Below are 26,750 nucleotides of genomic sequence, written 5' to 3' on the forward strand. Positions count from 1 at the left end.
TAAAAACCAAAGTAAAAATTGACAAAAGAATTAAAAATATTATGATGTTGCCTTTTTGTCCTTGGTTAACAGCCTTTTAATCTCATTTAATTTCATCAATGCTTCTACCGGAGTTAGGGTATCGATGTCTAAATTCGTGATTTCTTCCTTTATTTCTTCTAATAATGGGTCATCTAAATTGAAAAAACTCAATTGCAATTCGTCAGAATTACTTTTAAGCTTGTCTCCCATATCTTCATTAACATGCTTATTTTCCAACTTTTTCAAAATCTTATTAGCTTTCTGAATTACTTGTTGGGGCATACCTGCCATTTTAGCTACGTGTATACCAAAACTATGTTCACTACCGCCAGGAACCAATTTTCGTAGAAACAGAACAGTATCCTTTAGCTCTTTTATAGCGACATTATAGTTCTTAATACGATTAAAAGTATTGGTCATTTCATTAAGCTCATGGTAATGGGTGGCGAACATCGTTTTCGCTCTTGCCGGGTGCTCATGTAGATACTCAGAAATTGCCCAAGCAATAGATATACCATCATACGTACTAGTGCCACGACCTATTTCATCTAAAAGCACAAGACTTCTCTCAGATAGGTTATTTAGAATAGAAGCTGTTTCGTTCATTTCTACCATAAAAGTAGATTCGCCCATTGAAATATTGTCACTAGCACCAACACGGGTAAATATTTTATCCACTACACCAATTTTAGCCGATTCTGCGGGTACAAAACTTCCCATTTGTGCAAGAAGTACGATTAATGCCGTTTGTCTCAATAAGGCAGATTTACCACTCATATTCGGACCGGTAATCATTATAAATTGTTGGTTCGATCTGTCTAACTGTAAATCGTTGGCTATATATTGTTCACCTAACGGCAATTGTTTTTCAATTACCGGGTGCCTACCGTCTTTTATTTCTAAATCTGTAGAATCATTTAGGGTAGGGCAGTTATATGCATTTTCTTTCGCTAGTTGTGCAAAACCACATAAACAGTCTAATTGTGCTATTAGATATGCGTTATTCTGAACAGGAGCAATGTATTCTTGCATCCATACCACCAATTGAGAGAATAATTGTTGCTCTAAAGTTGAAATGCGGTCTTCTGCTCCTAGAATTTTTGCTTCGTATTCTTTAAGTTCTTCAGTAATATATCGTTCTGCATTTACCAAAGTTTGCTTACGCGTCCATGTTTCAGGTACTTTATCTTTATGGGTGTTTCTAACTTCTATATAATAACCGAAGACATTATTTGAGGCTATTTTAAGGGAGGTAATGCCAGTTGCGGCAGTTTCCCTTTCAAGCATTTTATTTAAATAGTTTTTTCCTGAAGTGGCTAATCCTCTAAGCTCGTCTAATTCTTCAGAAAAGCCTTTTGCTATAGTGCTTCCTTTTAAAATATTTACAGGTGCTTCTTCGTTAAGCATCTCTTTGATCTTGGCACGTAATAAATCGCAAGATTGTATTTGATCACCTGTTAAAGCTAACGATTCGACTTTAGAAGAAGTCGCTAATTGTTTTATTGGTATTAGAGCTTCTACAGAGTTTTTTAACTGTACAACTTCTTTCGGGTTTACCTTGCCCGTGGCTACTTTAGAGATTAAACGCTCTAAATCGCCCATTTGCTTTATATGATGCTGAAACTTTTCTAAAACTACTTCTTCATCATGTAAGAAAGAAACAATTTGTTGCCTTCTTTTAATTTTCTCTAAATTTTTAAGTGGTAAGGCAAGCCATCTTTTGATCATTCGCCCACCCATGGGTGAGATGGTTTTATCGATAACATCTAAAAGTGTCACCGCATTTACATTTGTTGATTGATAAAGTTCTAAGTTTTTAATGGTGAACCTGTCCATCCATATGTAATCATCTTCAGCAATACGTTGTAATTTTGAGATATGCTGTAGTTGTCGATGTTGGGTTTCGCCTAAATAATGTAAAACTACCCCCGATGCAATTATACCGCATGTTAAATGGTCAACGCCAAAACCCTTTAGCGTGTTTGTATTAAAGTGCGATTTAAGATTTTCTAGCGCATAATCTTCTTGAAAAACCCAATCTTCTAGATAGAACAGGTGATAGTTTTTGCCGAATACCTCTAAGAATTCTTTTTTATGTGCTTTGGATATTAAAATCTCGTTGGGCGAGAAATTCTGTAACAGTTTATCAATCTGTTCTTCATTTCCTTCTGAGGTTAAAAACTCACCAGTTGAAATATCAACAAACGCAATTCCTATTTTTTTTCTTCCGAAGTGCACGGCACAAAGAAAATTATTGGTCTTAGAGTTTAAAATATCGTCATTCATTGCCACACCGGGTGTAACCAATTCGGTAACCCCTCTTTTGACAATTGTTTTCGTTTGTTTGGGGTCTTCTAACTGATCACAAATAGCAACTCGCTGACCTGCTTTTACCAACTTGGGTAAATAGGTGTTTATTGAATGATGCGGAAAACCAGCTAGTTCGGTTCGCTCGCCACCATTATTTCTATTCGTTAGAATAATGCCTAATATGCGTGAAGCCTTTACTGCATCTTCACCAAAAGTTTCATAAAAATCGCCCACTCTAAAAAGTAATAACGCATCAGGATACTTGGTCTTGATGGTATTATACTGCTTCATTAAAGGGGTTACCTTTTTTGTCTTGCTTTTATCCGCCACTTTATCTTTATCTCATTAATTTTGCACCTTCACGAAAGTATGGTTTTATCGCTTGAATTTTAATAATTGTTGATATTTGAGGATAAGTTTATAACCATTCAAATTTTTGAAATTGAAGAGTAAAAGATGAGAAAATTAAGAAATGAGGAGTTAGATAGAATTGATGTGGAAGGCTATAAGCTTGCTGGTAAATCTCCCATTATTATTGTTCTGGATAATATTCGAAGTTTAAATAATATTGGATCTGTTTTCAGAACAGCCGATGCTTTTTTAGTTGAAAAAATATACCTGTGCGGCATTACTGCTAGACCTCCTCATAAAGATATTCATAAAACGGCACTTGGTGCTACCGATAGTGTTGACTGGGAACATGTTGAGGATACGATGGAGTTGGTCGATAGGTTAAAAAAAGATGGTTGCCATGTTGTTTCTGTTGAACAAGCTGAAAAGGCGACGCAACTAAATAATTACCATCCTGACAAAGATAAAAAGCAAGTATTCATTTTTGGGAACGAGGTCAAGGGCGTTGCACAAAATGTCGTTAGCACAAGTGATGAGGTTTTAGAAATACCGCAGTTCGGCACCAAACATTCATTAAATATTTCGGTAAGTGTTGGAGTCGTAATTTGGGATTGCTGGAGTAAAATTAACGCATAAAAAAACCTGGTCGTAGACCAGGTTTTTTAGTATAGTTTGAGTTAGTTAGTTGCACGAATGCCTGCACAATAAAAGATTTTCTTTTCATTTACACAAGAAATAATACGAATTATATTATTATAAGTTGGCTAAGGCAAAGTCTTCAATCTTGCTTAAAATAGTTTCATAATCACGTTCGTGAGTCACAAAATCTAACTCGCTTACATCTATAATGAGCTGATTTTCTTTAGGGTAGGTTCTTAAGAAATCAAAATAACCACGGTTAATTTTCTCTAGATAGGTCAGTTCTATATTCTGTTCATAATCTCTGCCACGTTGCTTTATTTGTTGTAGCAACCTTTCTGTTGTTTGATACAGGTAAACGTATATCTTGGGCTTTTTAACTTCTTTGTACATAAAATTAAAAACCTTTCTATATAGGTCGAATTCATTCTGTTGCAGAGTAACCTTCGCGAAAATCAACGATTTGTATATGTCGTAATCACTAACCATAAAACTTTTAAAAAGATCTAGTTGATTGGTATCTTCGGTAAATTGTTGATACCGGTCTGCTAAGAATGACATCTCTAGCGGGAAAGCGTAGCGAGCTTGATCCTCATAAAAGTTAGGTAAAAACGGATTCTCGGCAAATCGTTCTAATATTATCTTGGCATTAAAGTCTTCAGAAATTTTAGTTGCCAATGTGGTTTTACCAGCTCCAATATTTCCCTCTATTGCGACATATTCTAAACTGGCAAAAAAGGTGTGGCGATTTTTGAATAATCTTCTGACCTGTTTTGTAATAGTGCTTTTATCTTTACATTCCTGTAATAGATTTCTAGTGTCTTTATTAAAAATTGGGTGGTAAAACTGTGGAGTAATATCTGCAAGTGGTTTCAAGATGAACTTTCTCTCTTGCATTTTAGGGTGTGGCACCGTTAAAGCTGCAGTGTTAATAATATCCTTTTCGTAATAAATGATATCAATGTCAAGTGTTCTGCTTTGATAACTTTCACTCTCTTTTCTTTCTCTGCCAAAATCAGTTTCTATGGCTAATAATTTAACAAGTAATTCTTCGGGCGAGAGAAGAGTTTGTAATTCTAAACATGCATTTAGAAAATCTTCTCCGTCAAATCCCCATGCAGGAGTTTCGTATATAGCCGAAACCTGCCTTATTTCGCCGGTGGCATTGCCGATTTCGAAAATTGCTTTCTGTAGTAATAATAAGCGATTGCCTAAATTACTGCCAATAGATAAAAATGCTGTTTTGTATACTCCCATAATAATAGGACAAAATAACTAAAACATATTCACATTACTTATCTTTGTTCACTATTTAAAATAAAGATTTAAATGAATTTTTTAAGAAATTTTCTTGCCTCTATTTTAGGTTCCTTGTTTGCATTCGGAATCTTATTTGTAATGTTTTTAATTTTTGTTAGCCTTGTTAGTAGTAGCGAAGATGGTGTGGCTGTAAAAGATAATTCTATTTTAGAATTGCAATTACAAAGGCCAATTTCAGATTATACAGGTAATGATGAGTTAGATCCTTTTGCCGGTATTTTTCAAGAATCTCAGGGTTTAGACGAAATTTTACAGGCTATTGAAGTAGCAAAGAATGATGATCGTATTAAAGGTATTAGTATCAATAATAATTTCATAGTTGCTGGTTTGGCTCAAACTCAAGAAATTAGAAAAGAATTAGAAAACTTTAAATCTGAAGGTAAATTTATTTACGCTTACGCAGATTTTTTCATGCAGCGCGATTACTATTTGGCCAGTGTGGCAGATTCTGTATTTATTAACCCCGTTGGTGTGTTAGATTTCAAAGGTTTGTCTACCGAGGTACTTTATTATAAAGAACTTCAAGAGAAATCTGGAATTAAAATGGAGGTAATTCGACATGGAAAATACAAAAGTGCGGTAGAACCGTATTTAGAGAATAATATGAGCGAGGCGAATAGAAGCCAATTAACTTCTTTGCTGCAGTCTCTTTGGAATTCTATGGTCGTTGATATTTCAAAAACAAGATCGATTTCTGAATCTGATTTAAATGTTATAGCAGATACCTTAGGTGGTAGAACTCCGAAATTCGCAAAACAATCAGGGTTGATCGATGATGTTATTTTTTACGATGAGTACGAGAGCAAATTAGCAAGTGCGCTAAAGATTAAAAAAGATGACGAAATTAATTACAGCAATTTAGATGACTATGTAAAGTATTCGAAAAAGAAGACTTTAAAATCTGGAGATGATAAAATAGCGGTTATTTTTGCCCAAGGTGAAATTTTTTATGGTGAAGGTGGTCCGAATATTATTGGGCAAGGTATTATTAACGAAGCTTTAATTAAAGCTCGTGATGATGAAAAAGTGAAAGCAATTGTATTGCGTGTAAACTCACCCGGTGGTAGTGCTTTAACCTCAGATATTATTTGGAGAGAAGTTGCACTTGCCAAGAAAGTGAAGCCAGTAATTGTATCAATGGGTAACGTTGCAGCTTCTGGCGGATACTATATAGCCGCAGGTGCCGATAAAATTTTTGCTGAGCCTACAACCATAACTGGTTCTATTGGTGTCTTCGGTACAGTACCAAATATGACAGAACTGGCAGATAATATTGGTATTAATGCAGAACAAGTGGGTACTAATAAAAATGCAATCGAATATTCATTATTTGAACCAATGCAAGAAAGTTTTAAAAATCAAATTCAAGAGAGTATTGAAGAAACATATCAAACATTTCTTCAACGGGTATCTGAAGGTAGAAATATGACCATGGCACAAGTTGATAGTGTTGCCCAAGGTAGGGTGTGGAGTGGTACTGAAGCTTTAGAAGTTGGTTTGGTAGATGAATTGGGTAATTTAGATGATGCTATAGAAGCTGCAGCTAAGCTTGCCTCTTTAAGCTCTTATGGGGTTAAAAAATTCCCGAAATACAAAAGCGGATTCGAGCGTTTTATGGAAGATTTAGAAGGTGTCAGTATTCAGATTAAAGAGAATGTGTTAAAGCAGGAAATTGGCGACGAGGCTTATAAAGTGCTTAAAGAACTTCAATCTTTCAAACAACAAAAAGGTATACAGGCTAGAATGCCTTTTGCATTAGACATTAAATAATTTTATGACCTTAAAGGACAGAAATCTAGCACAACGTATTTATTTGTATCTAGGGGCTTTATTTATAACTTCTCTAGTAGTTTCTAACCTCATATTTCAAAAGTTTTTTTATTGGAATCCCTTCGGGGATTTCACTGTTTTTGGGGTTTCGCTTTTTGAAGTATCCGTAGGTATTTTGCCTTATCCCATAACTTTTTTAATAACTGATCTCATATCAGAGATTTATGGTAGAAAGATGGCAAACCAAATTGTTACTGCCGGTATTTTTGCTTCTTTCTTTTCTATGGGCATTATTTTATTGGCAGAAGTTGCTCCTGCAATTCCTTCTTCACCTATAAATGATGAAACTTTTACACATGTTTTTGCCTTGTCGCCAATAGCCGTTTTAGCTTCTATGATGGCATATTTACTGGCGCAATATGTAGATGTAGCTATATATCATTTCTGGAAAAAATTGACCAAAGGCAAGTATTTATGGTTGCGTAATAATTTTTCTACATTTCTATCACAATTTCTAGATACGTTTACCGTTGTGGGGTTGTTATGTGTCTTCAAAGTATTACCGTGGGATCTTTTTTTCGGACTCGTAGTTAGCGGATTTATTTTTAAGATTTTTATAGCATTTTTTGACACCCCTTTTCTCTATTTCTTCGTATATATTATGAGAAAGCGTTTTAACCTAAAGCCAAATGAAGAATTGGACTTAGATGTTTTAGAGTAATAGCATTAATAAACTGTATAAAAATATACGATGGGTAAGAAAATTTTAAAAATTGTTGGAGTACTTCTATTATTAATCATTGTCGTAATTGTTGCGGCACCTTTTTTCTTAGAGGCTAAAATTGGCGATATAATTAAAAATAATGTCAATAATAATGTGAATGCTACGCTAGATTTTTCTGAAGCAAATTTAAGTTTGGTACGAAGTTTTCCGAATGCAGAGGTGAATTTTAAAGATGTAGTTTTAATAAATAAGGCTCCTTTTGAGGGTGATACCTTGTTTAAAGCAGCTAATTTAGATTTGACCATGGGTATCATGCAATTGTTTAAAGGTACTGGTGATGCTATTGCCATTAACAATATAAATTTAGATGGAGCTTTGGTCAATATTGTTGTTGATAAAGAAGAAAATGCTAATTACGATATCGCCATGGCTTCAGAAACTGCAACAGCTGTTGAAGAGCCAAGTACAACCGACGGATTTGCTTTTGACCTACAGTCTTATGAAATAACGAACTCAAGAATTTACTATACCGACTATTCTACAGGTATAACTTTTAAGTTAGATGATTTTCAGCATAAAGGAACTGGAGATTTATCATTGGCTACTTCAGAATTAGATACACATACCGATGCATTTATTTCTTTAGAAATGGATAGTGTAAACTATCTAAACAAGAATAAAATAAAATTAGACGCGCTTATTGGTATCGATTTAAATGAAAATAAATACTCTTTTTTAAAGAATGAAGCTTTGCTTAACCAACTGCCATTGGTATTCGATGGTTTTGTGAAACTAAATGAAACTAATCAAGAAGTAGATTTAACCTTTAAAACGCCCTCGTCAGATTTTAAAAACTTCTTAGGGGTAATTCCTGAAATTTATTCTAAAGATATTGCAACCGTAAGTACTACAGGCGATTTTGTTGTTAATGGTAATTTTAACGGTATTGTTGATGACACTCATATTCCGAAATTTAATATTGAGATTAAATCTGATAATGCTTCTTTCAAATATCCAGATTTACCGAAAGCGGTTCGTAATGTGTTTTTTGATATTCAATTGAATAATAAGACTGGTATTACAGAAGATACTTATGTCGATATTAATAAGGCTTCTTTTATGATTGATGAAGATAAGTTCAACCTTACTTCGCATATTACAGAGCTTATGGGTAATACAAAGGTAAAAGCACATATTGATGGTGCTATGAACTTGGCAAATATCTCAAAAGCTTACCCTGTGCCTGCAGAGTATAATTTAAAAGGGCTGTTAAAAGCAGATATTACGACTGCTTTTGATATGGCATCCGTTGAAAAACAACAATATGAGAAAACAAATACTACCGGGGATTTAAGTGTAACCAATTTTGAATATAATTCAAATGAATTGGCAAACCCAATTAAGTTCAATACCGCCAAATTAACTTTTAATCCAAAGACTGTTACCTTAAATCAATTAAACGGTACAACAGGTACGACCGATTTTGATGCAATAGGTACTATTAATAACCTTTTAGGTTTTATGTTCAATGATGAAAAGGTAGAGGGTAATTTCAACCTTAAATCGAATTCTTTTGCTTTAAGTGATTTTATGGTTGCTGAAGCAGAAGTACCTGCAACTACAAATGAGAGTAAGTCCACTTCTGGTGGAGTCGTACAAGAAGAAAAAATTAAAATTCCATCTTTTTTAGATGCGACCATTAATGCAGATGCGAAAAAAGTATTGTATGATGATATCGTATTAAGTGATGTTAAAGGGGTTTTAAAGATTAAAGATGAAACCGCTACCTTAAGCAATATGACCGCGGGTATGTTTGGGGGTAAAATCTCATTTAATGGCGACGTGTCTACGAAAAATGAGATACCTACTTTTAATATGAAGTTAGATTTAAATCAACTTGGTATTCAAGAAACATTTGCTTCTGTTGATTTGTTCAAGACCATTGCGCCTATTGCTAAGATGTTGAATGGTAAATTAACTTCAGACATTTCTTTGTCAGGTAATTTAACTGACGATTTAATGCCAAATCTTTTATCATTGAGCGGAGACATGTTTGCTGATATTATGACTGAAGAAGTGAATACCGAAGCTTCGCCGGTGTTGAACTCATTAGTGTCGAAATTGAATTTTATAGATCTTAAACAGCTAAATTTAAAGGACCTTAAGACATCTTTATCTTTTAAAGATGGTATTGTAGTAGTTAAACCTTTTACTATAAATTATAAGGAAATAGCAATTAACGTTGATGGTAACCATTCTTTTGATCAGAAATTAAATTATAAAGCTACTTTACAAGTGCCTGCCAAATATTTAGGGTCAGATATTACCAAGTTAATTGCTAAGATTGATGATCCTTCTTTGGCTGATTTAACGATACCTGTTATCGCTAATATTGGCGGTTTATATAATAGTCCAACAGTTACTACTGATATGACTTCAGGCGTAAAGCAATTAACGACAAAGCTTATTGAGGTTGAAAAGCAAAAGCTTATAGCAAAAGGAACCGATAAAGCAAAAGATTTAATTGGTGGTTTAATAAGTGGTAATAAAACAACGACAGATTCTACCAGTCAAAAATCGACTGACACTAAAACAGCTGCAAAAGATATTTTAGGCGGAATTTTAGCTACCAAAAAGGACACCACATCTACTGCGGTCAAAAAAGATTCTATTCCTGTTAAGACTGATAAAGAAGCGGTTAAAGAAAAGGCAAAAGATATTTTAGGAGGATTTTTAGGAAAGAAGAAGAAAGATTCTACTAACTAATGGTTAATCCTACATAATAGCCTTCACTGCCTCTTACGTTAAAGACGGTATTATCTTCAAAGATGAGGTATTGCCCTTTTATACCTTTTAACTTACCCTCAAAGGTTGGTGTTTTGCTAAGATTTAAACTTTTTACTTTCGTAGGATATTGTAATACCGGAAATTCTAATTCGGTTTCTGAATTAGTTGCTAGAAAATAGGGTAATGCCTCTTCGGGTAAATATTGTTTTAATTTATCTCGCCATTCTTGAAGATTCTCGTCAACAACGGTATTGGTAAGCATGGTGCGCCAATTTGTTTTATCACCTACATGGTCTTTTAGGGCAACTTCAGTTATACCTGCTAAATACCTATTTGGTACTTCGACAATTTCAATGGCTTCATGAGCACCCTGGTCAATCCACCTTGTTGGTATTTGTCCTTTTCTGGTGACACCCACTTTTACATTGCTTGAATTAGCCAAGTATACAATATGTGGTTGCAATTGTACTTTTTTTTCATACGCTAAATCTCGGTCTTCTTGGTCTAAGTGCGCTTTACTTAATTCTGGGCGCATGATCCAATCTCCGGCAGATGGTATTTCAAAAAAGCAGGTTCTGCAAAATCCTTGTCTATAAATAGGTCGGTCATTACCGCAGTTTAGGCATTGATGCTTAATGAAATTTATTTTTACATTTTTGTCCAAAACTTGATTAACATTCAAAAAATCTGATTCGAACAACATGTAATATTGAATCGGACTTCCTATTTCTGTCTGCATTTTTCTAAGTACTCCCTCGTATTGCATGTAATTTCGGCTTATTGAATGTTCAATTTGAAAATGATAGTAAGATGCGCTACTTTTAGCAATACAAAGATACCTATAAATGCCAATTACCCTATTTAATTCAATTGCCTCTTGGTTACTGAAAAAACGTTTTCATCAAATCGAACTTTTTTTAAAATACCCTGAAGAGGTTCAAGAAGAGGTTTTATTGCAATTGCTTGAATTTGCTGAAGACACTGAAATTGGTAGAACCTATGATTTTGATTCGATAGGTTCATATGCAGATTTTAAAGAACGCTTACCTATAGTTTCTTATGAAGAAATTCAGCCTATAATTGAACGTACTAGAAAAGGGGAGCAAAATTTATTTTGGCCTACTAAAGTAAAATTGTTCGCTAAAAGTAGTGGCACTACAGATGCGAAAAGTAAGTTTATACCTGTTAGCGGAGAGGCCTTAGAAGATTGTCATTACAAATCCAGCAAAGATTTATTGTGCCTGTATTTAAATAATAATGAAAATTCACAATTATTTACCGGTAAAAGTTTGCGTTTAGGTGGTAGTAAAGAGCTGTACGAGGATAATGGGTCGTTATTTGGTGACTTATCTGCAATTCTTATAGATAACATGCCTTTGTGGGCAGAGTACAGTAGCACGCCTAGTAATAAGGTTTCTTTAATGAGCGAGTGGGAAAGTAAGCTTATGGCTATCATTCATGAAAGTGTTCAAGAAAATGTAACTAGTTTGGCAGGCGTACCGTCTTGGATGTTGGTGTTAATGAACAAAGTTCTTGAAGAAACGGGCAATGAGAATCTGTTTCAAGTTTGGGAAAATTTAGAAGTGTACTTTCACGGCGGAGTGAATTTTAGTCCTTATAAAGAGCAATACAAAAAAATATTACCGAATAGTAATTTCAGATACTACGAAATTTACAATGCCTCTGAAGGCTTTTTTGCTATTCAAGACAGAAATGGTGCCGATGATTTGCTTTTGATGTTGGACTACGGAATTTTCTATGAGTTTATCCCTATGGATGTTTATGGTGCACTAAATGAAGAGGCGATTGCTTTATGGGATGTTGAGTTGGGTGTAAATTACGCTATAGTAATTACTACAAATTCAGGATTATGGAGGTATAGAATAGGGGATACCGTTCGTTTTACTTCTAAAAGTCCATACCGTATTAAGGTAACTGGGCGTACCAAACATCATATTAATGTTTTTGGTGAAGAATTGATTATCGAAAATGCAGAAGAGGCATTAAAAATAGCCTGTGCAAAAACGGGAGCTGAAATTATAGATTATACTGCCGGACCTGTTTTTATGGTGGGTAAAGAAAAAGGTGCCCATGAGTGGATTATGGAATTTAGAACCTTGCCGCAAGACTTTAGTGCCTTTGTAGAGATTTTTGACAATGCCTTAAAATCTCTTAATTCAGATTATGAAGCCAAAAGGTTAAATAATATTACACTGAATTCACCTTTGGTACACATAGCACGAGAGAACTTGTTCTATGATTGGTTGAAGTTAAATGATAAGCTTGGTGGGCAGCATAAAATTCCTAGATTGTCAAATAAGAGAGATTATTTAGAAGAACTTTTACGAATAAACAAGTAATTATCTCTATTCACACCAATTATTACCCTAATCACAACAATTTTACATATTTCCTCATTACTTGCCATACATTTGCCTTAGTTAAGGTGGCTTTTGCCTTACAACATAATTGTAGCTTTTTTAGTTCTATTAAGTATCAATATTAGGGACTACAACGATATTTTTAACCCGCTAAACAATTAAATGGTTGTAAGTGCAGTTATTATTTCAACTTGCTGAAGCAAAACTTAACCAAACTATAAATACTATTATTATGGCAGACAAATTAGTGATCGTTTCCGATATGTGGGGCGCTAAGAAAGGTTTATGGATTACTTCATATTTAGGGTATCTACAACAGTATTTCGACATTACTTTTTACGATAGTCAACAACTGGCAAATCTAGATATTCTCATTCAAACTGAAGAGAATGTACACAATGCCTTTATAGAAGGTGGTACGGATACTGCTGCTTCACATTTATTAAAAAAAGAAACAGAAGCTTGTTATTATCTTGCTTTTAGCACAGGCGCTACCATTGTTTGGGAAGCTGCCAAGAGAGGTTTACCCGTTAAGTCTTTATATGGCGTATCTCCTACGAGAATACGTAGAAATAACGACCGACCTAATGTACCTTTTCAATTGGTGTACGGAGCTAATGATGAGTTTAAACCAAGTGATGAATGGGCAGATAAATTAGGGATAGATATGGAAGTATTACCTAATTACGGACATACATTATACACCGATGAGAAAATCATTCAGAAGGTATGTATGGATCTATTACAAGAAGTAACACAAATTACACCACAGATTAAAAAAGTGGTTTGAAATACATAAAAGTATAAAGCATAAAAAAAGCGAAGATGTAAATCTTCGCTTTTTTTATATTCAATTATTTGCTGAGGTATTATGAAACAGCCTTTAGCTTTTTAATGGTATCGTGTGATAACATTTCTTCGGCATAAGGTTTTGTTACTTTAAAGTTTTCATCACCTGTACTTGGCATTTCGAACATTGCGTCAGTAAAAATGGCCTCGCACAAAGATCTTAAACCTCTAGCTCCAAGTTTATACTCTATTGCTTTCTCTACGATATAATCTAAAGCTTGATCTGTAATGGTGAAAGTAATATCATCCATTGCAAACAACTTTTCGTATTGTTTTATAATCGCATTCTTGGGCTCGGTTAAAATAGCTCTTAATGTCTTTTTGTCTAACGGATTCATGTGCGTAAGAACAGGAAGTCTACCAATAATTTCAGGTATAAGTCCGAAATCTTTCAAATCTCTTGGTATGATGTATTGTAATAAATTACTATCATCTAAAAAGCTATCAGATTTTGAAGCACTATAACCAACAGCTTGCATATTCAAACGTTTTGTAATAGCACGTTCGATACCATCAAAAGCTCCACCGGCAATAAATAAGATATTTTCGGTATTTACTTCGATGAATTTTTGATCTGGGTGCTTTCTTCCACCTTTAGGTGGAACATTCACAACTGTACCTTCCAATAATTTTAAAAGACCTTGTTGAACACCTTCTCCAGATACATCTCTTGTAATAGAAGGATTATCGCCTTTACGCGCAATTTTATCGATTTCATCAATAAAAACGATACCTCTTTCTGCTTTTTCTAGATTGTAATCTGCTGCTTGTAAAAGACGTGTAAGAATACTTTCTACATCTTCACCAACATAACCAGCTTCGGTCAATACTGTCGCATCAACAATGGCCAATGGGACATTAAGTAATTTAGCAATGGTTTTTGCCATAAGGGTTTTACCGGTACCGGTTTGCCCAACCATTATAATGTTACTTTTTTGAATTTCTATATCATCTTCTTTTGAAGAAGGTTGTAGTAACCTTTTATAGTGGTTGTAAACAGCTACAGACATTACCTTTTTAGTACGATCTTGCCCTATGATAAAAGTGTCTAAAAATTCCTTTATTTCTTGGGGTTTTTTTAGAACAAGTTCAGAAGAAAGATCGTTGGTCTTTGTCTGTTTTGACTCTTCGGCAACTATACCGTGAGCTTGCTCAATACAGCGATCACAAATATGGGCATCAAGACCAGCAATCAATAAATTGGTTTCTGGTTTTTTTCTACCGCAAAATGAACACTCTAAATTTTCCTTTGCCATTATCTATCTTCTCTATTCTATTCCTTAACGATCAAAAATCGTTTTTGGTTTAAAAATCATTAATTTATTTGATTCAATTAGTCGGATTTACTTCTTTTCCCTTACCAAAATTTCATCAATCATACCGTATTTAAGAGCTTCATCGGCCTTCATCCAGTAATCACGGTCACTATCGTCACGAACTTTTTCAATATCACTACCAGAGTGTTCTGCTATAATTTGATATAGTTCTTCTTTCAATTTCAATATCTCTCTAGCAGTAATTTCAATATCACTAGCTTGCCCTTGAGCACCGCCCATTGGTTGGTGGATCATAACACGAGAGTGTTGCAGACCGCTACGTTTTCCTTTTTCACCTGCGCATAAAAGTACTGCACCCATAGAAGCTGCCATACCTGTACAAATAGTTGCAACATCTGGTGTAATGAACTGCATAGTATCATAAATACCTAAACCTGCGTATACACTACCACCTGGTGAGTTGATGTAAATTTGAATATCTTTTTTAGCGTCAACACTTGCTAAAAACAATAATTGTGCTTGAATAATGTTGGCTACTTGGTCATTAATACCAGTACCCATAAAAATGATGCGATCCATCATTAAACGCGAATAAACGTCCATTGCAACAATATTCATAGAACGCTCTTCAATAATGTTTGGCGTCATGTTCGTTGGGTACATGCTGCTCATTATAGAATCGTAATAAGTGCTGCTAATGCCTTGATCGTTTATAGCGAAATTCTTGAATTCTTTTCCGTAATCCATAAATTGTATGTCTATATTTTAGAGTAAAAAAAGGTGCCGAAAATTTTATTTCCGGCACCGTAAAGATACTTAATTTATTGTTTGGAATTTATCCGTAAACTTCTTTCACGAAATTTTCATAGGTAACTTCCTTTGTATTAAGATTCGCTTTTTCTTTGTAAAGATTCAATAATTTCTGACTCATCAATTGTTCTGAAAGTCTTTTCACTTCATCTTGGTTACCAAGAACACGCGCTGCTATATTGTCTAACTCTTCTTCTTTTGGATCCAATTGACCAAATTGAGCCATTTGCGAACGAATAAATCCTTTAGAGAATTCTTTCAATTCATCGAACTGAACTTGTAACTCGTTTTCACGAATTATTTTACCTTCAATAAGTTGGTAACGTAAACCTTTTTCAGATTTAGCATATTCTTCAACAGCTTGCTCTTCAGATAAAGGCTCTTCACCTGTCATTTGAATCCACTTGGTTAAGAAACCGGTTGGTAATTCAAATTTGGTGTTGTCAATGAAATATTCGGTTACGTCGTTCAATAATTTTTGATCGGACTGTTGTTCGAATTGCTTTTCAGAATCTTCTTTGATACGTTCTTTTAATTCCTTTTCAGATTTTACGCTGTCAGGGCCAAAAAGTTTATCGAACAATTCTTGATTTAATTCAGCAGCTTCTCTTTCGTTAATTTCAGAAATAGTGAAAGTAACTTCGGTATCTAAAGATTCAGCTTTTTGTTTATCAATGCCTAAAGCACTTGATAACAAATAATCTTCATTAAATAGACCTTTTGTTTGTAAGGTAACAACATCACCAACTTTCTTGCCTTTCAACGCATCTAAAGCTTTTTTACTTTTCAACTTATCAGTTTCAAGCATGGTTTTGTTATCGATTTCTTCAGCCTCGTTAGTGAAAGTACCACTTACTTCATCATTCTTGCTAACGACATCTTTACTTACAAGTTTACCATATTGCTTTTGAATACGCTCAACTTGCTCGTCGATCATTTTCTTATCTGCAACTATTTTGTACTGGGTAATGGCATTTTTAGTTTTCAATGAAACTTCAAAATTAGGTGCTAAACCTAATTCGAATTCAAAAGCCAATTCCTCTTTATCCCAATCAAAATTATCTTGTTGTTTTGGTAAAGGGTTACCAAGAACATCTAATTTTTCTTCGGTTAAATATTTGTTTAGATTGTCTTGCAACAATTTATTTACTTCATCAACCAATACAGCTTTACCATATTGCTTTTTTATAAGGCCCATAGGAACTTGACCTTTTCTAAAGCCAGGAATATTAGCTTGTTTTCTATAATCCTTTAAAATGGTATCTACCTTATCTTGGTAATCTTCTTTTGTGATAGCAACTTTAACTACTGCATTTAAATCGTCTATCTGCTCTTTCGTAATATTCATTCCTTAATATCTATTTGCATGTATAAAATGGGATGCAAAAATACTATATTTTGCAAAGTCAACCAATTTTTTAAAGTATTGAATTTCAAATCACAAGCAACTACGACTTGTCATCTTTTAGTAGTGTAAAAAAGATTGATTGTAAAAACGATAGCAAGAGGCTAAAAATCAATGCCCACCAAATGTTTCCGACCGAAAAACCATCAATAAGTTTATCTGCTAAAAGTATGATAATCGCATTAATAATCAATAGAAAAAGACCAAAGGTAATTACGGTTACAGGCAGTGTTAGAATAACTAATATTGGTTTAACCAATAGATTTAAAAGACTTAATACTACAGCTACGATAACGGCGGTCGTAAAACCATCTACAGATACGTTTGGTAATATATTTGCCAATATGATAACGGCAACGGCGCTTAAAAGGATTCTTAAAATTAGTTTCATGAGTTTTGGTTTTAAATTATTATAGTTATTTATGCTTGGTTTAGAAAGGTAAGTGATTTTTCAAAAAATTGATCAGGGTTTTCAGCATGTAACCAATGACCCGCATTATCTATGGTTTCTACTGTTGCCTTTGGAAAATGTCTACGAATGATTTCTGCATCATTTTTGGTAACATATTCAGATTTATCTCCTCTTAAAAATAATGTAGGTCCGTCGTAGCTATCGGTGCTATTGATATTGTCGCCAATTTCTTCCATCTTTTCACTTAAAACTTCTAAGTTAAATTTGAAACACAATTTTTTATTTTCATCTCTATCAAGATTTTTCAATAAAAACTGACGTATACCTGGGTTTGAGATGTGTTTTTTTAACTGTTGGTCGGCATCATTACGAGATTTTAAATTAGAGGTATCTATAGCGTTTAAACCATTAATAATATCTTGATGATGTGGTGGGTAATATTTTGGAGCGATATCTGCGACGAGCAATCTATTGACTCGCTCAGGGTATGTGCATGCAAATTGCATTGCCGTTTTTCCGCCCATAGAATGACCTATTAAAGCGGTACTTGTAATATCGTGTTCGTCTAGGTAGTTAAGAAGGTCGTCCGCTAAAATATCATAATTAAAATCTGGAGAATGAAAACTTTTACCATGATTTCTTTGGTCGATTAAGTGGACACAATATCCATTTTCTGCATATAAAGTTCCTAAAGTTTTCCAATTGTCGAGCATCCCTAGAAATCCGTGTAAAATACACAACGGTTTGCCTTCGCCTAAAATTACCGAATGTAAAATTTGCTTCATTTTAATCTGTGTAAATACATGTTTACTACATTGTCTAAACCTAAATAAAGCGCCTCGCTAATAAGTGCATGGCCGATAGATACCTCTAATAAATTAGGTATGTTTTTAGCAAAATATTCAATATTATCTAAGCTTAAATCATGACCGGCGTTAATGCCAATACCTAATTCATTAGCTTTTTGGGCAGCTATAATAAAAGGTTTTATTGCTTCTTCTTTATTTTTCTCGTAATCGGCGGCGTAACTTTCAGTGTATAATTCTATTCTATCTGCGCCCACTGCTTTTGCACCTTCAATCATTGTTGGGTCTGGATCAACAAATATTGATGTGCGAATACCAGCGTCTTTAAAGGTTTTGATAACATCGGTTAAAAAATCTTTATACTTTATAGTATTCCAACCAGCATTTGAGGTAATGGCATCTACAGAATCGGGAACCAATGTTACCTGCTCAGGGGTAACCTCTAGAACTAGTGCTATAAATTTAGGAACAGGATTACCCTCGATATTAAATTCTGTCTTCACCGTTTTTTTTAAATCTCTGGCATCTTGGTATCTAATATGGCGTTCGTCTGGCCTTGGGTGTATTGTGATGCCTTGTGCGCCAAAGCCCTCTAAATCGTTTGCAACTTTAAGCAAATCTGGAACATTGCCACCACGGGCATTTCTGAGAGTTGCAATTTTGTTCACGTTAACGCTAAGTTTTGTCATTATGTCTTATTTACCTTTTAAGAGCTTCAAAAATACGAATAAGGCACGCCTTTTGATATTATTAATTGTTATTTTGCGTTATATATAGGCTTATGGATATTCAAGAACATATCATTACAAATTTACCGGTATTCGATATTAAAGATACCACTGAAAAAGTTGTAGAATTTTTTCAAGACTCTACCTATTCTCATGTGGCTATTTTAGACGACGGACGGTTTTTAGGACTTTTTTCTGAAAATGATGCAGACGGATTACAACCGGATGCTAAAATCGATGAATTTAGATATGAACTGCAAAGTTTTTTTGTGCGTCGAGATACCAATTGGTTAGATGTTTTAGAGGTATTTGCACGTAATGAAGCCAATCTTTTGCCTGTTTTAAATGAAAAAGAAGAGGTTACTGGCTATTACTGCCTTACGGATATTGTATCTGTCTTTATAGATATGCCTTTTTTTACTGATCCAGGTAGTATTTTGGTTGTTGCAACCGGAGTCAAAGACTATTCGTTTAGCCAGATTGCCCAAATAGTTGAAAGTAATAACGCTAAGCTTTATGGTGGTTTTATTTCTGACACCCAAAATGATATTATTCAAGTGACCCTAAAGATTACTGCGAATAATTATAATAAGGTAGTGCAGACTTTTAGACGATATAACTATAATATTATATTCGGAAATAGCGACGATGAGTTTCTTGAAGATTTAAAGAACCGGTCAGACTATTTAGAGAAATATCTTAATGTTTAATATGAAAGTAGCTATATACGGTCAAACATATCAAGATAATGCTATTGAATATCTTATCGAATTATTAGATGAGTTAAGTAAGGTCTCTGCCGAAGTTTATATTGAAAAAGATTTTTACGATTTATATAGAACGAACAATACAGCTCAGACATTTCCTGTGTTTACTATTGACGAAGGTTTAAATGCATCTTTCGATATGTTCGTTAGTTTTGGTGGCGATGGTACTATATTAAGGGCTACTACTTTTGTTAAAGATTTAGGTATTCCTATTGTTGGTGTAAATACCGGTAGGTTAGGTTTTCTTTCCACCTTCAAAAAAGAAGATGTTAGAAAAGTAGTTCAAGAGTTTAAGCAAGGTGCATATACTGTTGTTGAACGTAGTTTAGTTCAGTTAAATACAAAAGAGCTTGATGTAGAATTCGGAGATCTTAATTTTGCATTGAACGAAATTACCGTTAGTAGAAAAGATACCACTTCTATGATAACGGTCGAGACTTATTTAAATAATGAATACCTAACCTCTTATTGGGCAGATGGTCTAATTATTTCGACGCCAACAGGTTCTACTGGCTACTCATTAAGTTGTGGTGGCCCGGTAATTGTGCCAACGGCAAAATCATTAGTATTAACACCTATAGCTCCGCATAACTTAAACGCGAGGCCTCTGGTAATTTCAGATGATACCGTAATTCGATTAAAGGTGTCTGGTAGAGAAGAAAACCACTTGGTTTCTTTAGATTCAAGAATAGCATCATTAGAAAATGGTGAAGAAATAACCATTAGTAAAGCTCCTTTTACTATCAAAATGATAGAATATACTTCAGAAAGTTTTTTAAAGACCCTTAGGAATAAGCTGCTTTGGGGTGAGGATAGGCGAAATTGAGCCCACTTTAAAACAATAATTGTCCTTAATCACTGTTTATCTTTTGAGAACATAAAAATTATTGCTTTTTCAATATTCAATATGATATCTGCGATAATTATAAAATCTATTTTATGCGTTACATAACGTTATTAGTATTACTTTTTTCACTTTCAGGTTTGCAGGCGCAGACGTATGAAGTGGGTATTTTTGCGGGTGGTGCCAATACTATTAGTGATGTTGGTAAAACAGATTATCTTTTGCCGTCTAATATTGCTTTTGGCGGATTGTTTAAATGGAACATAAGCAAGAGGTATGCATGGCGTGGTAGTTTAACCTATGGTAAATTTACTGCCGATGATACTAAATCTAATTCTACAGCAAGACAACAAAGAGGGTATGTAGTAGATAATTCTATTTTAGAAGGTTCTGTTGGTCTAGAATTTAACTTTGTAGAATATAATTTACATAAACTCGGGCCAGCTTTTACTCCTTATTTATATACAGGTCTTACGTATTTTAGATATGATTATCAATACTTTAATGGTGGTCTTCTTCAAGATATCAATCAAAAAGAAGGTAGTTTTGCAGTACCAATGACCGTAGGTTTTAAATATCGTATCAATCAGTTTCTTATTTTTGGGGGCGAAATTGGTGCTAGATATACCTTTACAGATAACCTAGATGGTAGTAATCCTGAAGGTTCTAACTTTGAAGAATTTCAATTCGGTAATATTTTTAGTGATGACTGGTATGTTTTTTCTGGTTTAACACTAACTTATACCTTTGGTAGAAAGCCTTGTATGGATTGTTTTGAGTAAATTTTAAGATGAGTGATATAAACGATATTGACAAACTGAATGTACCAAAGCACCTTGCTATTATCATGGATGGTAACGGTAGGTGGGCAAAAGAACGTGGTAAACTAAGAGTTTTTGGTCACGAACATGGTGTAAAAACTGTCAGAATTATTGTTGAACAATGCGTTCAGCTAAAGATCGATTACCTAACATTATATACGTTTTCTACAGAAAATTGGAACAGACCAAAGATAGAAGTGCAAACTCTTATGCGCTTATTGGTGTCTTCATTAAAGAAAGAACTTAAAACTTTTAACAAAAACAACATTCGTTTAAATACCATCGGTAACATAGATGCACTGCCTTCTAAGGCTTATAAAGAGTTGGTCGAAGTAATGGATCAAACTAAGCAAAACACAGGCATGACGTTGACTTTAGCTTTGAGTTATGGTGCACGCGAAGAGCTGCAGTCTATGGTGAAAGAGATAAGCGCCAAAGTTAAAAATAATATAATTTCAATTGAAAACATTGACCAAGAAATTATTAATAGCCATCTTTACACGCACGATTTACCAGACGTAGACTTGCTTATCCGTACTAGTGGAGAACATCGGATCAGCAATTTTCTATTATGGCAAATAGCGTATGCAGAGTTATATTTTATTGATGTATATTGGCCTGATTTTAGAGAGCACCACTTGGTGGAAGCCATAAAAAATTACCAGAACAGAGAACGAAGATTTGGAAAAACAAGCGAACAACTCACTTAAAGATATGGCCAGGTTCATATCCTTGAACCACTTTTTAACTACCCTTTTATTTTTAACCACCTTTTTTGCCGCCGCACAGGATGCTTCCTATGAGGACGGCAAAAGCTATATTTTAGGAGGATTAGATGTTACGGGGCTACAAAGCTATAATGAACAAACCGTTAAAACGTATACCGGTCTTAGAGTAGGGCAACCTATTACTTTGCCAGGAGAGCAAATTAGCGAGGTTATTAAGAAATTATGGGGTCTTGAGCTTTTTAGCGAGATCGAGTTTTTTATAACTAACATAGAAGAAAATACCGTTTTCCTAGAACTTAATATTATAGAAAGGCCAACTTTAACTAATGTAAAATTTTACGGTGTTAAAAAAGGTAAAATCGAAGGATTAATTAAGGATACTGATCTTAAGAAAGGAAAGAAGATTACCGAAAGTTTAATTTCTAATTCTAAGAACTACATAGCCAATAAATATAAGAAGCAAGGGTATTTAAATGCCGATGTAACCATTGCAACATCTAAAGACACTACCGATACCAATACTCAAAGTATGGTGGTAAATGTCAATAAAGGTGATAAGGTTAAAATTCGTGACATTATTTTTGAAGGTAACGAGCAGTTAGCCGACAAGAAGTTACGCAAGGCTTTAAAGAGCACAAAGCAGAAGAAATTTGGTCGTTTCTGGAAAAAATCTAAATACATTCAAGAAGATTACGAAGAGGATCTTGGGTTATTGGTTGATAAATTCGCCGAAAATGGGTACCGAGATGCAAGGGTAATATCTGATTCTATTATTAAGGTTGATGAAAATAATATCGATATTAAAATTAAAGTTGAAGAAGGTGATAAGTACTATTTTGGTAATATCGACTTTGTAGGTAATACAGTATACACCGACCGTCAATTAAATCAAGTTCTGGGTATTAAAAAAGGTGATACTTATAATGGAGTTTTACTGCGCGAAAGAATTGCAGATAACTCTAAGCCAGATCCAACTGATGTTACAAGCCTTTATCAAAATAACGGATACTTATTTTCAACGATTAATCCAGTAGAGATTTCAGCTGCTAATGATACTATTGATTTTGAAATAAGAATTATAGAAGGTAAAGAAACGTTCTTAGATCACGTTACCGTTTCTGGTAACGATAAAACGAATGACCATGTTATCTATCGTGAACTTCGTACAAGACCAGGTCAAAAGTATAATAAAGCTGATATTATCAGAACTATTAGAGAATTGGGTCAGCTTGGCTTTTTCGATGCCGAACAAATAACACCAGATGTGTTAAATGCAAACCCTAATGAAGGTACTGTTGACTTAGCATGGAATTTGGTAGAATCTGGATCTAGTCAAATAGAATTACAAGGTGGTTATGGTGGCGGTGGCTTCATCGGTACATTAGGGTTGTCTTTTAGTAACTTCTCTATACAGAATTTATTTAAAGGTGAAAAGTACAAGCCTGTGCCTATGGGTGATGGTCAAACCTTTGCACTTCGTTTACAGGCAAGTCGTACCTACAGGGTATACAGCTTAAATTTTGCTGAGCCATGGTTAGGGGGTAAAAAGCCAGTACGTTTTAACTTAAGTATGTCTAGAACACAGCAGTTTAATGCTACTTATGGCAATAATGGTAACATTGAGGTCGATAAAGATCAGCAATTTTCTATAACAGGTATTACAGCTGGTTTGGCAAAACGTGTACAATGGCCAGATGATTTCTTTACCATATCTCATTCACTGAGTTACCAATTGTATGATTTTAGAAATTACAACATCGGTCTATTTAACTTTGGTGACGGTAAGGCCAATTCTGTAGCATATACTTTCGGTATTTCAAGAAGTTCTCAAGGGCCTAGTCGTATTTTTCCGATGTCTGGATCGACATTTGAATTGTCTGCTAAATTTACACCGCCTTGGTCGTTATTCAGTAATAAAGATTTTAGAGCATTAAAAAATAGATCTGAAGAACTAGAGCTAGAGAAAAATACTGTTGGTCTTAGTGCAACTGATCAAGCTGAATTATCATCTATCGATCAAGAACGTTTTAGGTTATTGGAATATTATAAAGTAAAATTTAAAGGAGATTGGTATACTACGTTAGTAGATAAATTGGTGTTGAAAACAAATGCTGAATTTGGCTTTTTAGGCAGCTATAATAGTGCTGTTGGTAATGTGCCTTTCGAAAGATTTTATGTGGGTGGTGACGGTTTAGGTAATTTTACATTAGATGGTAGAGATGTCGTACAACTTAGAGGGTATGACAACCAGTCTATTACACCATATTCAAATGATTCTAATACACCAGATGGTGCATTAATTTACAATAAATTCTCATTAGAATTACGTTACCCATTAACATTGAAGCCTTCGGCATCTATTTACGGACTGGCATTTTTAGAGGGTGGTAATTCGTTCAACAATTTTCAGGACTTTAATCCGTTTGAATTAAAACGATCGGCCGGTGTGGGGCTGCGAATCTTTATGCCAGCATTTGGTTTGTTGGGTATTGATTTTGGTTACGGATTCGATGAGGATCTAAGACCACAATCTGCTGGGCAAGGTCCAAGCGGATGGCAAACACACTTCATTATTGGTCAACAGTTTTAATTTTCATTGAATTATTAAAATCGTGCTTAGTGCTAATCCTTTAATTTTAAAAGATTTAGTAATTTTGGCACGATATTTTCTATAGGATTAAACGACATTAACAATGAGTACAAAAACAAAAGTTCTATTAGTAGTTTCGGTCATCTTCATGACAATACAGGGTTTTGCCCAAAGAGGGGTAAGAATGGCCTACGTAGATATGGAGTACATTTTACAGAATGTAGATGAGTACAGAGAAGCGACCGAACAGTTAGAAACTAAAGTACAACGTTGGAAGGTCGAAGTAGAGCAGAAGCAAAGTGTGGTGGAGCAAATGAAGAAAGATTTAATGGCAGAAAAAGTGCTATTGACTCCAGAGCTAATTGCTGAGCGCGAAGAGGAGATTCAAATTTTAGAGCGAGAAATGATCGAGTATCAACAAGATCGTTTCGGGCCACAGGGAGATTTAGTGTTGCAGAAGCGAAGGCTAATACAGCCAATTCAAGATCAAGTGTTCAATGAAGTACAATCAATTGGCGCGAATAAAAAGTATGATTTTATTTTTGATAAATCTGCGGATGTTGTAATGTTGTATTCTGAAAAAAGACATGATATCAGTGATTTGGTATTAAGAGGTATTGCTAGGACAAGAAAAACTAGCAAACCAACTAAAAAATCAGAAGATCTTAGTAGATTAGATGATTTTGAAGGCGAAGAGGAAGAAGAGGTTAGTGAGGCATTACAGGATCGTTTAGATAAAGCGGCCCAAGCAGCAGAAACTAGAGAGAAAAGTGCGGCCGACACGAAAGCCGAACAACTGAAATTGCGAGAAGAGCGCAAAAAAGCGTACGAAGAGAGAAGAAAGAAATTGTTAGAGGAGCGCGATGCTAAGAAGCAAGAAAAATTAAAAGAGAGAAATAGCGATACCGAAAAAGATGATAATAACGGTACTATTTAAATAGGTTTAACGACCATAAAATTAACACTCAATTAGAATTAAAATTACACTCATGAAACAAGTAAAACAAATTGCGGTAGCCTTATTGTTGTTCGTAGCAACAACAAGTTTTGTAAATGCCCAAAGTAAGGTAGCTCATATAGACGTTACTCAATTATTATCTGCAATGCCAGAAATGAAATCTGCAGAAGCTGAACTTAAGAAATTGCAAGAAACTTATAATGCAGATATCGAAGGTTCAATGACAGAGTTGCGTAACAAGTACACACAGTACCAAAACGAAGCAGCCTCTAAGTCTAAAGAAGAGAACGAAAAAAGAGCTATAGAGTTACAAGGCTACGAAAAGAATATTGGTGAGGCTCAACAAAGAGCTCAACAAGAATTTCAAAAGAAGCAAGGCGAGTTATTCGCTCCTATTTCTGAAAAAGCTAAAGCGGCTATTGAAAAAGTTGCAGCTGCACAAGGTTTTGACTACGTTATCGATGCGCAAGCGGGTGGTGGTCTAATCGTAGCAAAAGGTAAAGACCTTTTAGCTGATGTTAAAAAACAATTAGGTTTCTAATTAGAGAACTAATACAATAAAATAAAAGCCATCTATATGATGGCTTTTTTTATGCTTTGATTTTTCTCTTAATATTTGTCCAACGTAGATTTTTAATGAACTTACCTTCTTCTTCTGTTACTAGATAAGCAGTGTTATTTTGGGCGGCTTGTATATAACCCATGATATTGTTCCAAAATGAATTTATGGATCTGTTTTTCATTGCCATTTTCATAGAGGCAATACAGGTGATTATGAATCCATAACGCATAGTGTACATTGCTTTACCTTGTAACTTCTTTGCTTTGGCATTATATGCTTTTCCTGTGGGTCTTAAATGTTTTACTTTAAGTGTTGCATCTGTTTGTAATGAATAGCCGTAAAACTGAGCTAAGAGCTCATCTACCGTATCCCATCCCATTGCGTTCTTCAATCCTCCTATTGCCTTAAAACAAGCTTTAGAATAGGCTTTGATGGCGCCTCTAACATGATCTTTATCCATTGGGTGATTTAAAATCCATTCTTTGGCATTATTCTGTTCGTAGATGAATCCACCACAGATGCCTAAAATTTGATTTTTTTCGAAGTGCTGACTAATAACATCAAAGTAATTAGATGGTAAAATAATATCGGCATCTAATTTTACAATAAAATCATAGTTGTCGTCTAACAATTCAAGTCCCTTGTTAAACGCATTAATAACTTTACTGCCGGGCATGTGCTGTGTAGACGAAGTAGTGTTTACCTTTTGAAACAGGTTACTCATTGTACAGTATTGATCTATGATGTTTTCTGTGCGATCCGTAGAATTATCATTAACTAGAATAACCTGTTTTGCAGCTAATGTCTGCAGTAAAATAGAGTCTAAGGTGCTATTTAAAAAAGCCTCTTCGTTATGTATAGGAATAACTATATAGTAATTCATATGAATT

Annotated in this window: 23 protein-coding genes; 13 read left to right on the top strand and 10 right to left on the bottom strand. The window is 34.5% G+C overall.

What is annotated here, in order from left to right:
* Positions 1-39: 39 nt before the first annotated feature.
* A complete protein-coding gene (gene mutS / locus ACPF9A_RS13770) occupies positions 40-2,622 on the bottom strand; it encodes a DNA mismatch repair protein MutS (protein ID WP_423997815.1) in 2,583 nt (860 codons plus the stop codon).
* 165 nt (positions 2,623-2,787) lie between these two features.
* On the opposite strand from mutS, the gene ACPF9A_RS13775 reads away from it, so the two are divergent.
* On the top strand, positions 2,788-3,318 hold the full coding sequence (locus tag ACPF9A_RS13775) for an RNA methyltransferase (RefSeq protein WP_423997817.1): 531 nt from the start codon (positions 2,788-2,790) through the stop codon (positions 3,316-3,318).
* A gap of 117 nt (positions 3,319-3,435) precedes the next feature.
* Here ACPF9A_RS13775 and folK read toward each other — a convergent pair whose 3' ends face one another.
* A complete protein-coding gene (gene folK / locus ACPF9A_RS13780) occupies positions 3,436-4,578 on the bottom strand; it encodes a 2-amino-4-hydroxy-6-hydroxymethyldihydropteridine diphosphokinase (protein WP_423997819.1) in 1,143 nt (380 codons plus the stop codon).
* A 72-nt stretch (positions 4,579-4,650) separates the two neighbouring features.
* Here folK and sppA point away from each other — a divergent pair, with 72 nt between their 5' ends.
* From sppA to ACPF9A_RS13795, 3 genes are read left to right on the top strand one after another with little or no spacing between them, the layout of a single operon-like run.
* Positions 4,651-6,411: a signal peptide peptidase SppA gene (gene sppA / locus ACPF9A_RS13785; protein ID WP_423997821.1), complete on the top strand. Its 1,761-nt coding sequence runs from the start codon at positions 4,651-4,653 to the stop codon at positions 6,409-6,411.
* Between the two features lie 4 nt (positions 6,412-6,415).
* Positions 6,416-7,132, top strand: coding sequence for a queuosine precursor transporter (locus tag ACPF9A_RS13790; RefSeq protein WP_423997823.1), 717 nt, complete (start codon positions 6,416-6,418; stop codon positions 7,130-7,132).
* Between the two features lie 30 nt (positions 7,133-7,162).
* On the top strand, positions 7,163-9,901 hold the full coding sequence (locus ACPF9A_RS13795; protein ID WP_423997825.1) for an AsmA-like C-terminal region-containing protein: 2,739 nt from the start codon (positions 7,163-7,165) through the stop codon (positions 9,899-9,901).
* Here the strand turns inward: ACPF9A_RS13795 and ACPF9A_RS13800 are convergent.
* On the bottom strand, positions 9,894-10,688 hold the full coding sequence (locus ACPF9A_RS13800; protein ID WP_423997827.1) for a DUF2797 domain-containing protein: 795 nt from the start codon (positions 10,686-10,688) through the stop codon (positions 9,894-9,896). The two genes, ACPF9A_RS13795 and ACPF9A_RS13800, sit on opposite strands and share 8 nt — an antisense overlap.
* A 79-nt stretch (positions 10,689-10,767) precedes the next feature.
* On the opposite strand from ACPF9A_RS13800, the gene ACPF9A_RS13805 reads away from it, so the two are divergent.
* Together ACPF9A_RS13805 and ACPF9A_RS13810 are read left to right on the top strand one after the other, a co-directional pair.
* Entirely contained in the window at positions 10,768-12,282 is a 1,515-nt protein-coding gene (locus ACPF9A_RS13805; RefSeq protein WP_423997829.1) for a GH3 auxin-responsive promoter family protein, read from the top strand.
* A gap of 253 nt (positions 12,283-12,535) precedes the next feature.
* Positions 12,536-13,093 carry a hypothetical protein gene (locus tag ACPF9A_RS13810; protein WP_423997831.1) on the top strand — a complete coding sequence of 186 codons (558 nt, stop codon included), beginning with the start codon at positions 12,536-12,538 and terminating at the stop codon, positions 13,091-13,093.
* Positions 13,094-13,172: 79 nt separating this feature from the next.
* Here the strand turns inward: ACPF9A_RS13810 and clpX are convergent, their stop codons facing one another.
* The 6 genes from clpX to ACPF9A_RS13840 all read right to left on the bottom strand — a co-directional run bounded on the left by clpX (position 13,173) and on the right by ACPF9A_RS13840 (position 18,551).
* A complete protein-coding gene (gene clpX / locus ACPF9A_RS13815; RefSeq protein WP_423997833.1) occupies positions 13,173-14,408 on the bottom strand; it encodes an ATP-dependent Clp protease ATP-binding subunit ClpX in 1,236 nt (411 codons plus the stop codon).
* 87 nt (positions 14,409-14,495) lie between these two features.
* Positions 14,496-15,176: an ATP-dependent Clp endopeptidase proteolytic subunit ClpP gene (gene clpP, locus ACPF9A_RS13820; protein WP_423997835.1), complete on the bottom strand. Its 681-nt coding sequence runs from the start codon at positions 15,174-15,176 to the stop codon at positions 14,496-14,498.
* An 88-nt stretch (positions 15,177-15,264) separates the two neighbouring features.
* The gene (gene tig / locus ACPF9A_RS13825; RefSeq protein ID WP_423997837.1) at positions 15,265-16,587 is read right to left on the bottom strand and encodes a trigger factor; all 1,323 of its coding nucleotides are present in this window, start codon (positions 16,585-16,587) and stop codon (positions 15,265-15,267) included.
* 100 nt (positions 16,588-16,687) lie between these two features.
* Positions 16,688-17,035 (bottom strand): phage holin family protein, encoded by a 348-nt coding sequence (locus ACPF9A_RS13830; RefSeq protein WP_423997839.1) that lies wholly within the window; start codon positions 17,033-17,035, stop codon positions 16,688-16,690.
* A gap of 29 nt (positions 17,036-17,064) precedes the next feature.
* A complete protein-coding gene (locus tag ACPF9A_RS13835) occupies positions 17,065-17,841 on the bottom strand; it encodes an alpha/beta fold hydrolase (RefSeq protein ID WP_423997841.1) in 777 nt (258 codons plus the stop codon).
* A complete protein-coding gene (locus ACPF9A_RS13840; RefSeq protein ID WP_423997843.1) occupies positions 17,838-18,551 on the bottom strand; it encodes a pyridoxine 5'-phosphate synthase in 714 nt (237 codons plus the stop codon). Before ACPF9A_RS13840 ends, ACPF9A_RS13835 begins: the two co-directional genes overlap by 4 nt.
* A gap of 92 nt (positions 18,552-18,643) precedes the next feature.
* Between ACPF9A_RS13840 and ACPF9A_RS13845 the strand changes: the two genes are divergently transcribed.
* From ACPF9A_RS13845 to ACPF9A_RS13875, 7 genes are all read left to right on the top strand, one after another.
* The gene (locus ACPF9A_RS13845; protein WP_423997845.1) at positions 18,644-19,300 is read left to right on the top strand and encodes a CBS domain-containing protein; all 657 of its coding nucleotides are present in this window, start codon (positions 18,644-18,646) and stop codon (positions 19,298-19,300) included.
* A gap of 1 nt (position 19,301) precedes the next feature.
* Positions 19,302-20,183 carry an NAD kinase gene (locus ACPF9A_RS13850; RefSeq protein ID WP_423997847.1) on the top strand — a complete coding sequence of 294 codons (882 nt, stop codon included), beginning with the start codon at positions 19,302-19,304 and terminating at the stop codon, positions 20,181-20,183.
* A 113-nt stretch (positions 20,184-20,296) separates the two neighbouring features.
* Positions 20,297-20,983 carry a DUF6089 family protein gene (locus tag ACPF9A_RS13855; RefSeq protein WP_423997849.1) on the top strand — a complete coding sequence of 229 codons (687 nt, stop codon included), beginning with the start codon at positions 20,297-20,299 and terminating at the stop codon, positions 20,981-20,983.
* An 8-nt stretch (positions 20,984-20,991) separates the two neighbouring features.
* Positions 20,992-21,732: an isoprenyl transferase gene (locus ACPF9A_RS13860; RefSeq protein ID WP_423997851.1), complete on the top strand. Its 741-nt coding sequence runs from the start codon at positions 20,992-20,994 to the stop codon at positions 21,730-21,732.
* Positions 21,733-21,736: 4 nt separating this feature from the next.
* The gene (locus ACPF9A_RS13865) at positions 21,737-24,340 is read left to right on the top strand and encodes a BamA/OMP85 family outer membrane protein (protein WP_424004485.1); all 2,604 of its coding nucleotides are present in this window, start codon (positions 21,737-21,739) and stop codon (positions 24,338-24,340) included.
* 103 nt (positions 24,341-24,443) lie between these two features.
* Positions 24,444-25,277, top strand: coding sequence for an OmpH family outer membrane protein (locus tag ACPF9A_RS13870; protein WP_423997853.1), 834 nt, complete (start codon positions 24,444-24,446; stop codon positions 25,275-25,277).
* A 52-nt stretch (positions 25,278-25,329) separates the two neighbouring features.
* A complete protein-coding gene (locus ACPF9A_RS13875; protein ID WP_423997855.1) occupies positions 25,330-25,839 on the top strand; it encodes an OmpH family outer membrane protein in 510 nt (169 codons plus the stop codon).
* 49 nt (positions 25,840-25,888) lie between these two features.
* Here the strand turns inward: ACPF9A_RS13875 and ACPF9A_RS13880 are convergent, their stop codons facing one another.
* On the bottom strand, positions 25,889-26,743 hold the full coding sequence (locus tag ACPF9A_RS13880; RefSeq protein ID WP_423997857.1) for a glycosyltransferase family 2 protein: 855 nt from the start codon (positions 26,741-26,743) through the stop codon (positions 25,889-25,891).
* Positions 26,744-26,750 lie beyond the last annotated feature (7 nt).

This window comes from Maribacter sp. IgM3_T14_3 (genome assembly GCF_049603095.1).
Classification (GTDB): domain Bacteria; phylum Bacteroidota; class Bacteroidia; order Flavobacteriales; family Flavobacteriaceae; genus Maribacter.

Bases quoted from the DNA above. Each gene is read 5' to 3' on its own strand.
- folK (WP_423997819.1), bottom strand. From the start codon at position 4,578: ATGGGAGTATACAAAACAGCATTTTTATCTATTGGCAGTAATTTAGGC.
- ACPF9A_RS13810 (WP_423997831.1), top strand. From the start codon at position 12,536: ATGGCAGACAAATTAGTGATCGTTTCCGATATGTGGGGCGCTAAGAAA.
- ACPF9A_RS13830 (WP_423997839.1), bottom strand. From the start codon at position 17,035: ATGAAACTAATTTTAAGAATCCTTTTAAGCGCCGTTGCCGTTATCATA.
- clpP (WP_423997835.1), bottom strand. From the start codon at position 15,176: ATGGATTACGGAAAAGAATTCAAGAATTTCGCTATAAACGATCAAGGC.
- sppA (WP_423997821.1), top strand. From the start codon at position 4,651: ATGAATTTTTTAAGAAATTTTCTTGCCTCTATTTTAGGTTCCTTGTTT.
- ACPF9A_RS13875 (WP_423997855.1), top strand. From the start codon at position 25,330: ATGAAACAAGTAAAACAAATTGCGGTAGCCTTATTGTTGTTCGTAGCA.
- ACPF9A_RS13835 (WP_423997841.1), bottom strand. From the start codon at position 17,841: ATGAAGCAAATTTTACATTCGGTAATTTTAGGCGAAGGCAAACCGTTG.
- ACPF9A_RS13840 (WP_423997843.1), bottom strand. From the start codon at position 18,551: ATGACAAAACTTAGCGTTAACGTGAACAAAATTGCAACTCTCAGAAAT.
- tig (WP_423997837.1), bottom strand. From the start codon at position 16,587: ATGAATATTACGAAAGAGCAGATAGACGATTTAAATGCAGTAGTTAAA.
- ACPF9A_RS13800 (WP_423997827.1), bottom strand. From the start codon at position 10,688: ATGCAATACGAGGGAGTACTTAGAAAAATGCAGACAGAAATAGGAAGT.
- ACPF9A_RS13865 (WP_424004485.1), top strand. From the start codon at position 21,737: ATGGCCAGGTTCATATCCTTGAACCACTTTTTAACTACCCTTTTATTT.
- ACPF9A_RS13880 (WP_423997857.1), bottom strand. From the start codon at position 26,743: ATGAATTACTATATAGTTATTCCTATACATAACGAAGAGGCTTTTTTA.
- ACPF9A_RS13855 (WP_423997849.1), top strand. From the start codon at position 20,297: ATGCGTTACATAACGTTATTAGTATTACTTTTTTCACTTTCAGGTTTG.
- ACPF9A_RS13795 (WP_423997825.1), top strand. From the start codon at position 7,163: ATGGGTAAGAAAATTTTAAAAATTGTTGGAGTACTTCTATTATTAATC.
- ACPF9A_RS13775 (WP_423997817.1), top strand. From the start codon at position 2,788: ATGAGAAAATTAAGAAATGAGGAGTTAGATAGAATTGATGTGGAAGGC.
- ACPF9A_RS13850 (WP_423997847.1), top strand. From the start codon at position 19,302: ATGAAAGTAGCTATATACGGTCAAACATATCAAGATAATGCTATTGAA.
- ACPF9A_RS13790 (WP_423997823.1), top strand. From the start codon at position 6,416: ATGACCTTAAAGGACAGAAATCTAGCACAACGTATTTATTTGTATCTA.
- clpX (WP_423997833.1), bottom strand. From the start codon at position 14,408: ATGGCAAAGGAAAATTTAGAGTGTTCATTTTGCGGTAGAAAAAAACCA.
- ACPF9A_RS13805 (WP_423997829.1), top strand. From the start codon at position 10,768: ATGCCAATTACCCTATTTAATTCAATTGCCTCTTGGTTACTGAAAAAA.
- ACPF9A_RS13845 (WP_423997845.1), top strand. From the start codon at position 18,644: ATGGATATTCAAGAACATATCATTACAAATTTACCGGTATTCGATATT.
- mutS (WP_423997815.1), bottom strand. From the start codon at position 2,622: ATGAAGCAGTATAATACCATCAAGACCAAGTATCCTGATGCGTTATTA.
- ACPF9A_RS13860 (WP_423997851.1), top strand. From the start codon at position 20,992: ATGAGTGATATAAACGATATTGACAAACTGAATGTACCAAAGCACCTT.
- ACPF9A_RS13870 (WP_423997853.1), top strand. From the start codon at position 24,444: ATGAGTACAAAAACAAAAGTTCTATTAGTAGTTTCGGTCATCTTCATG.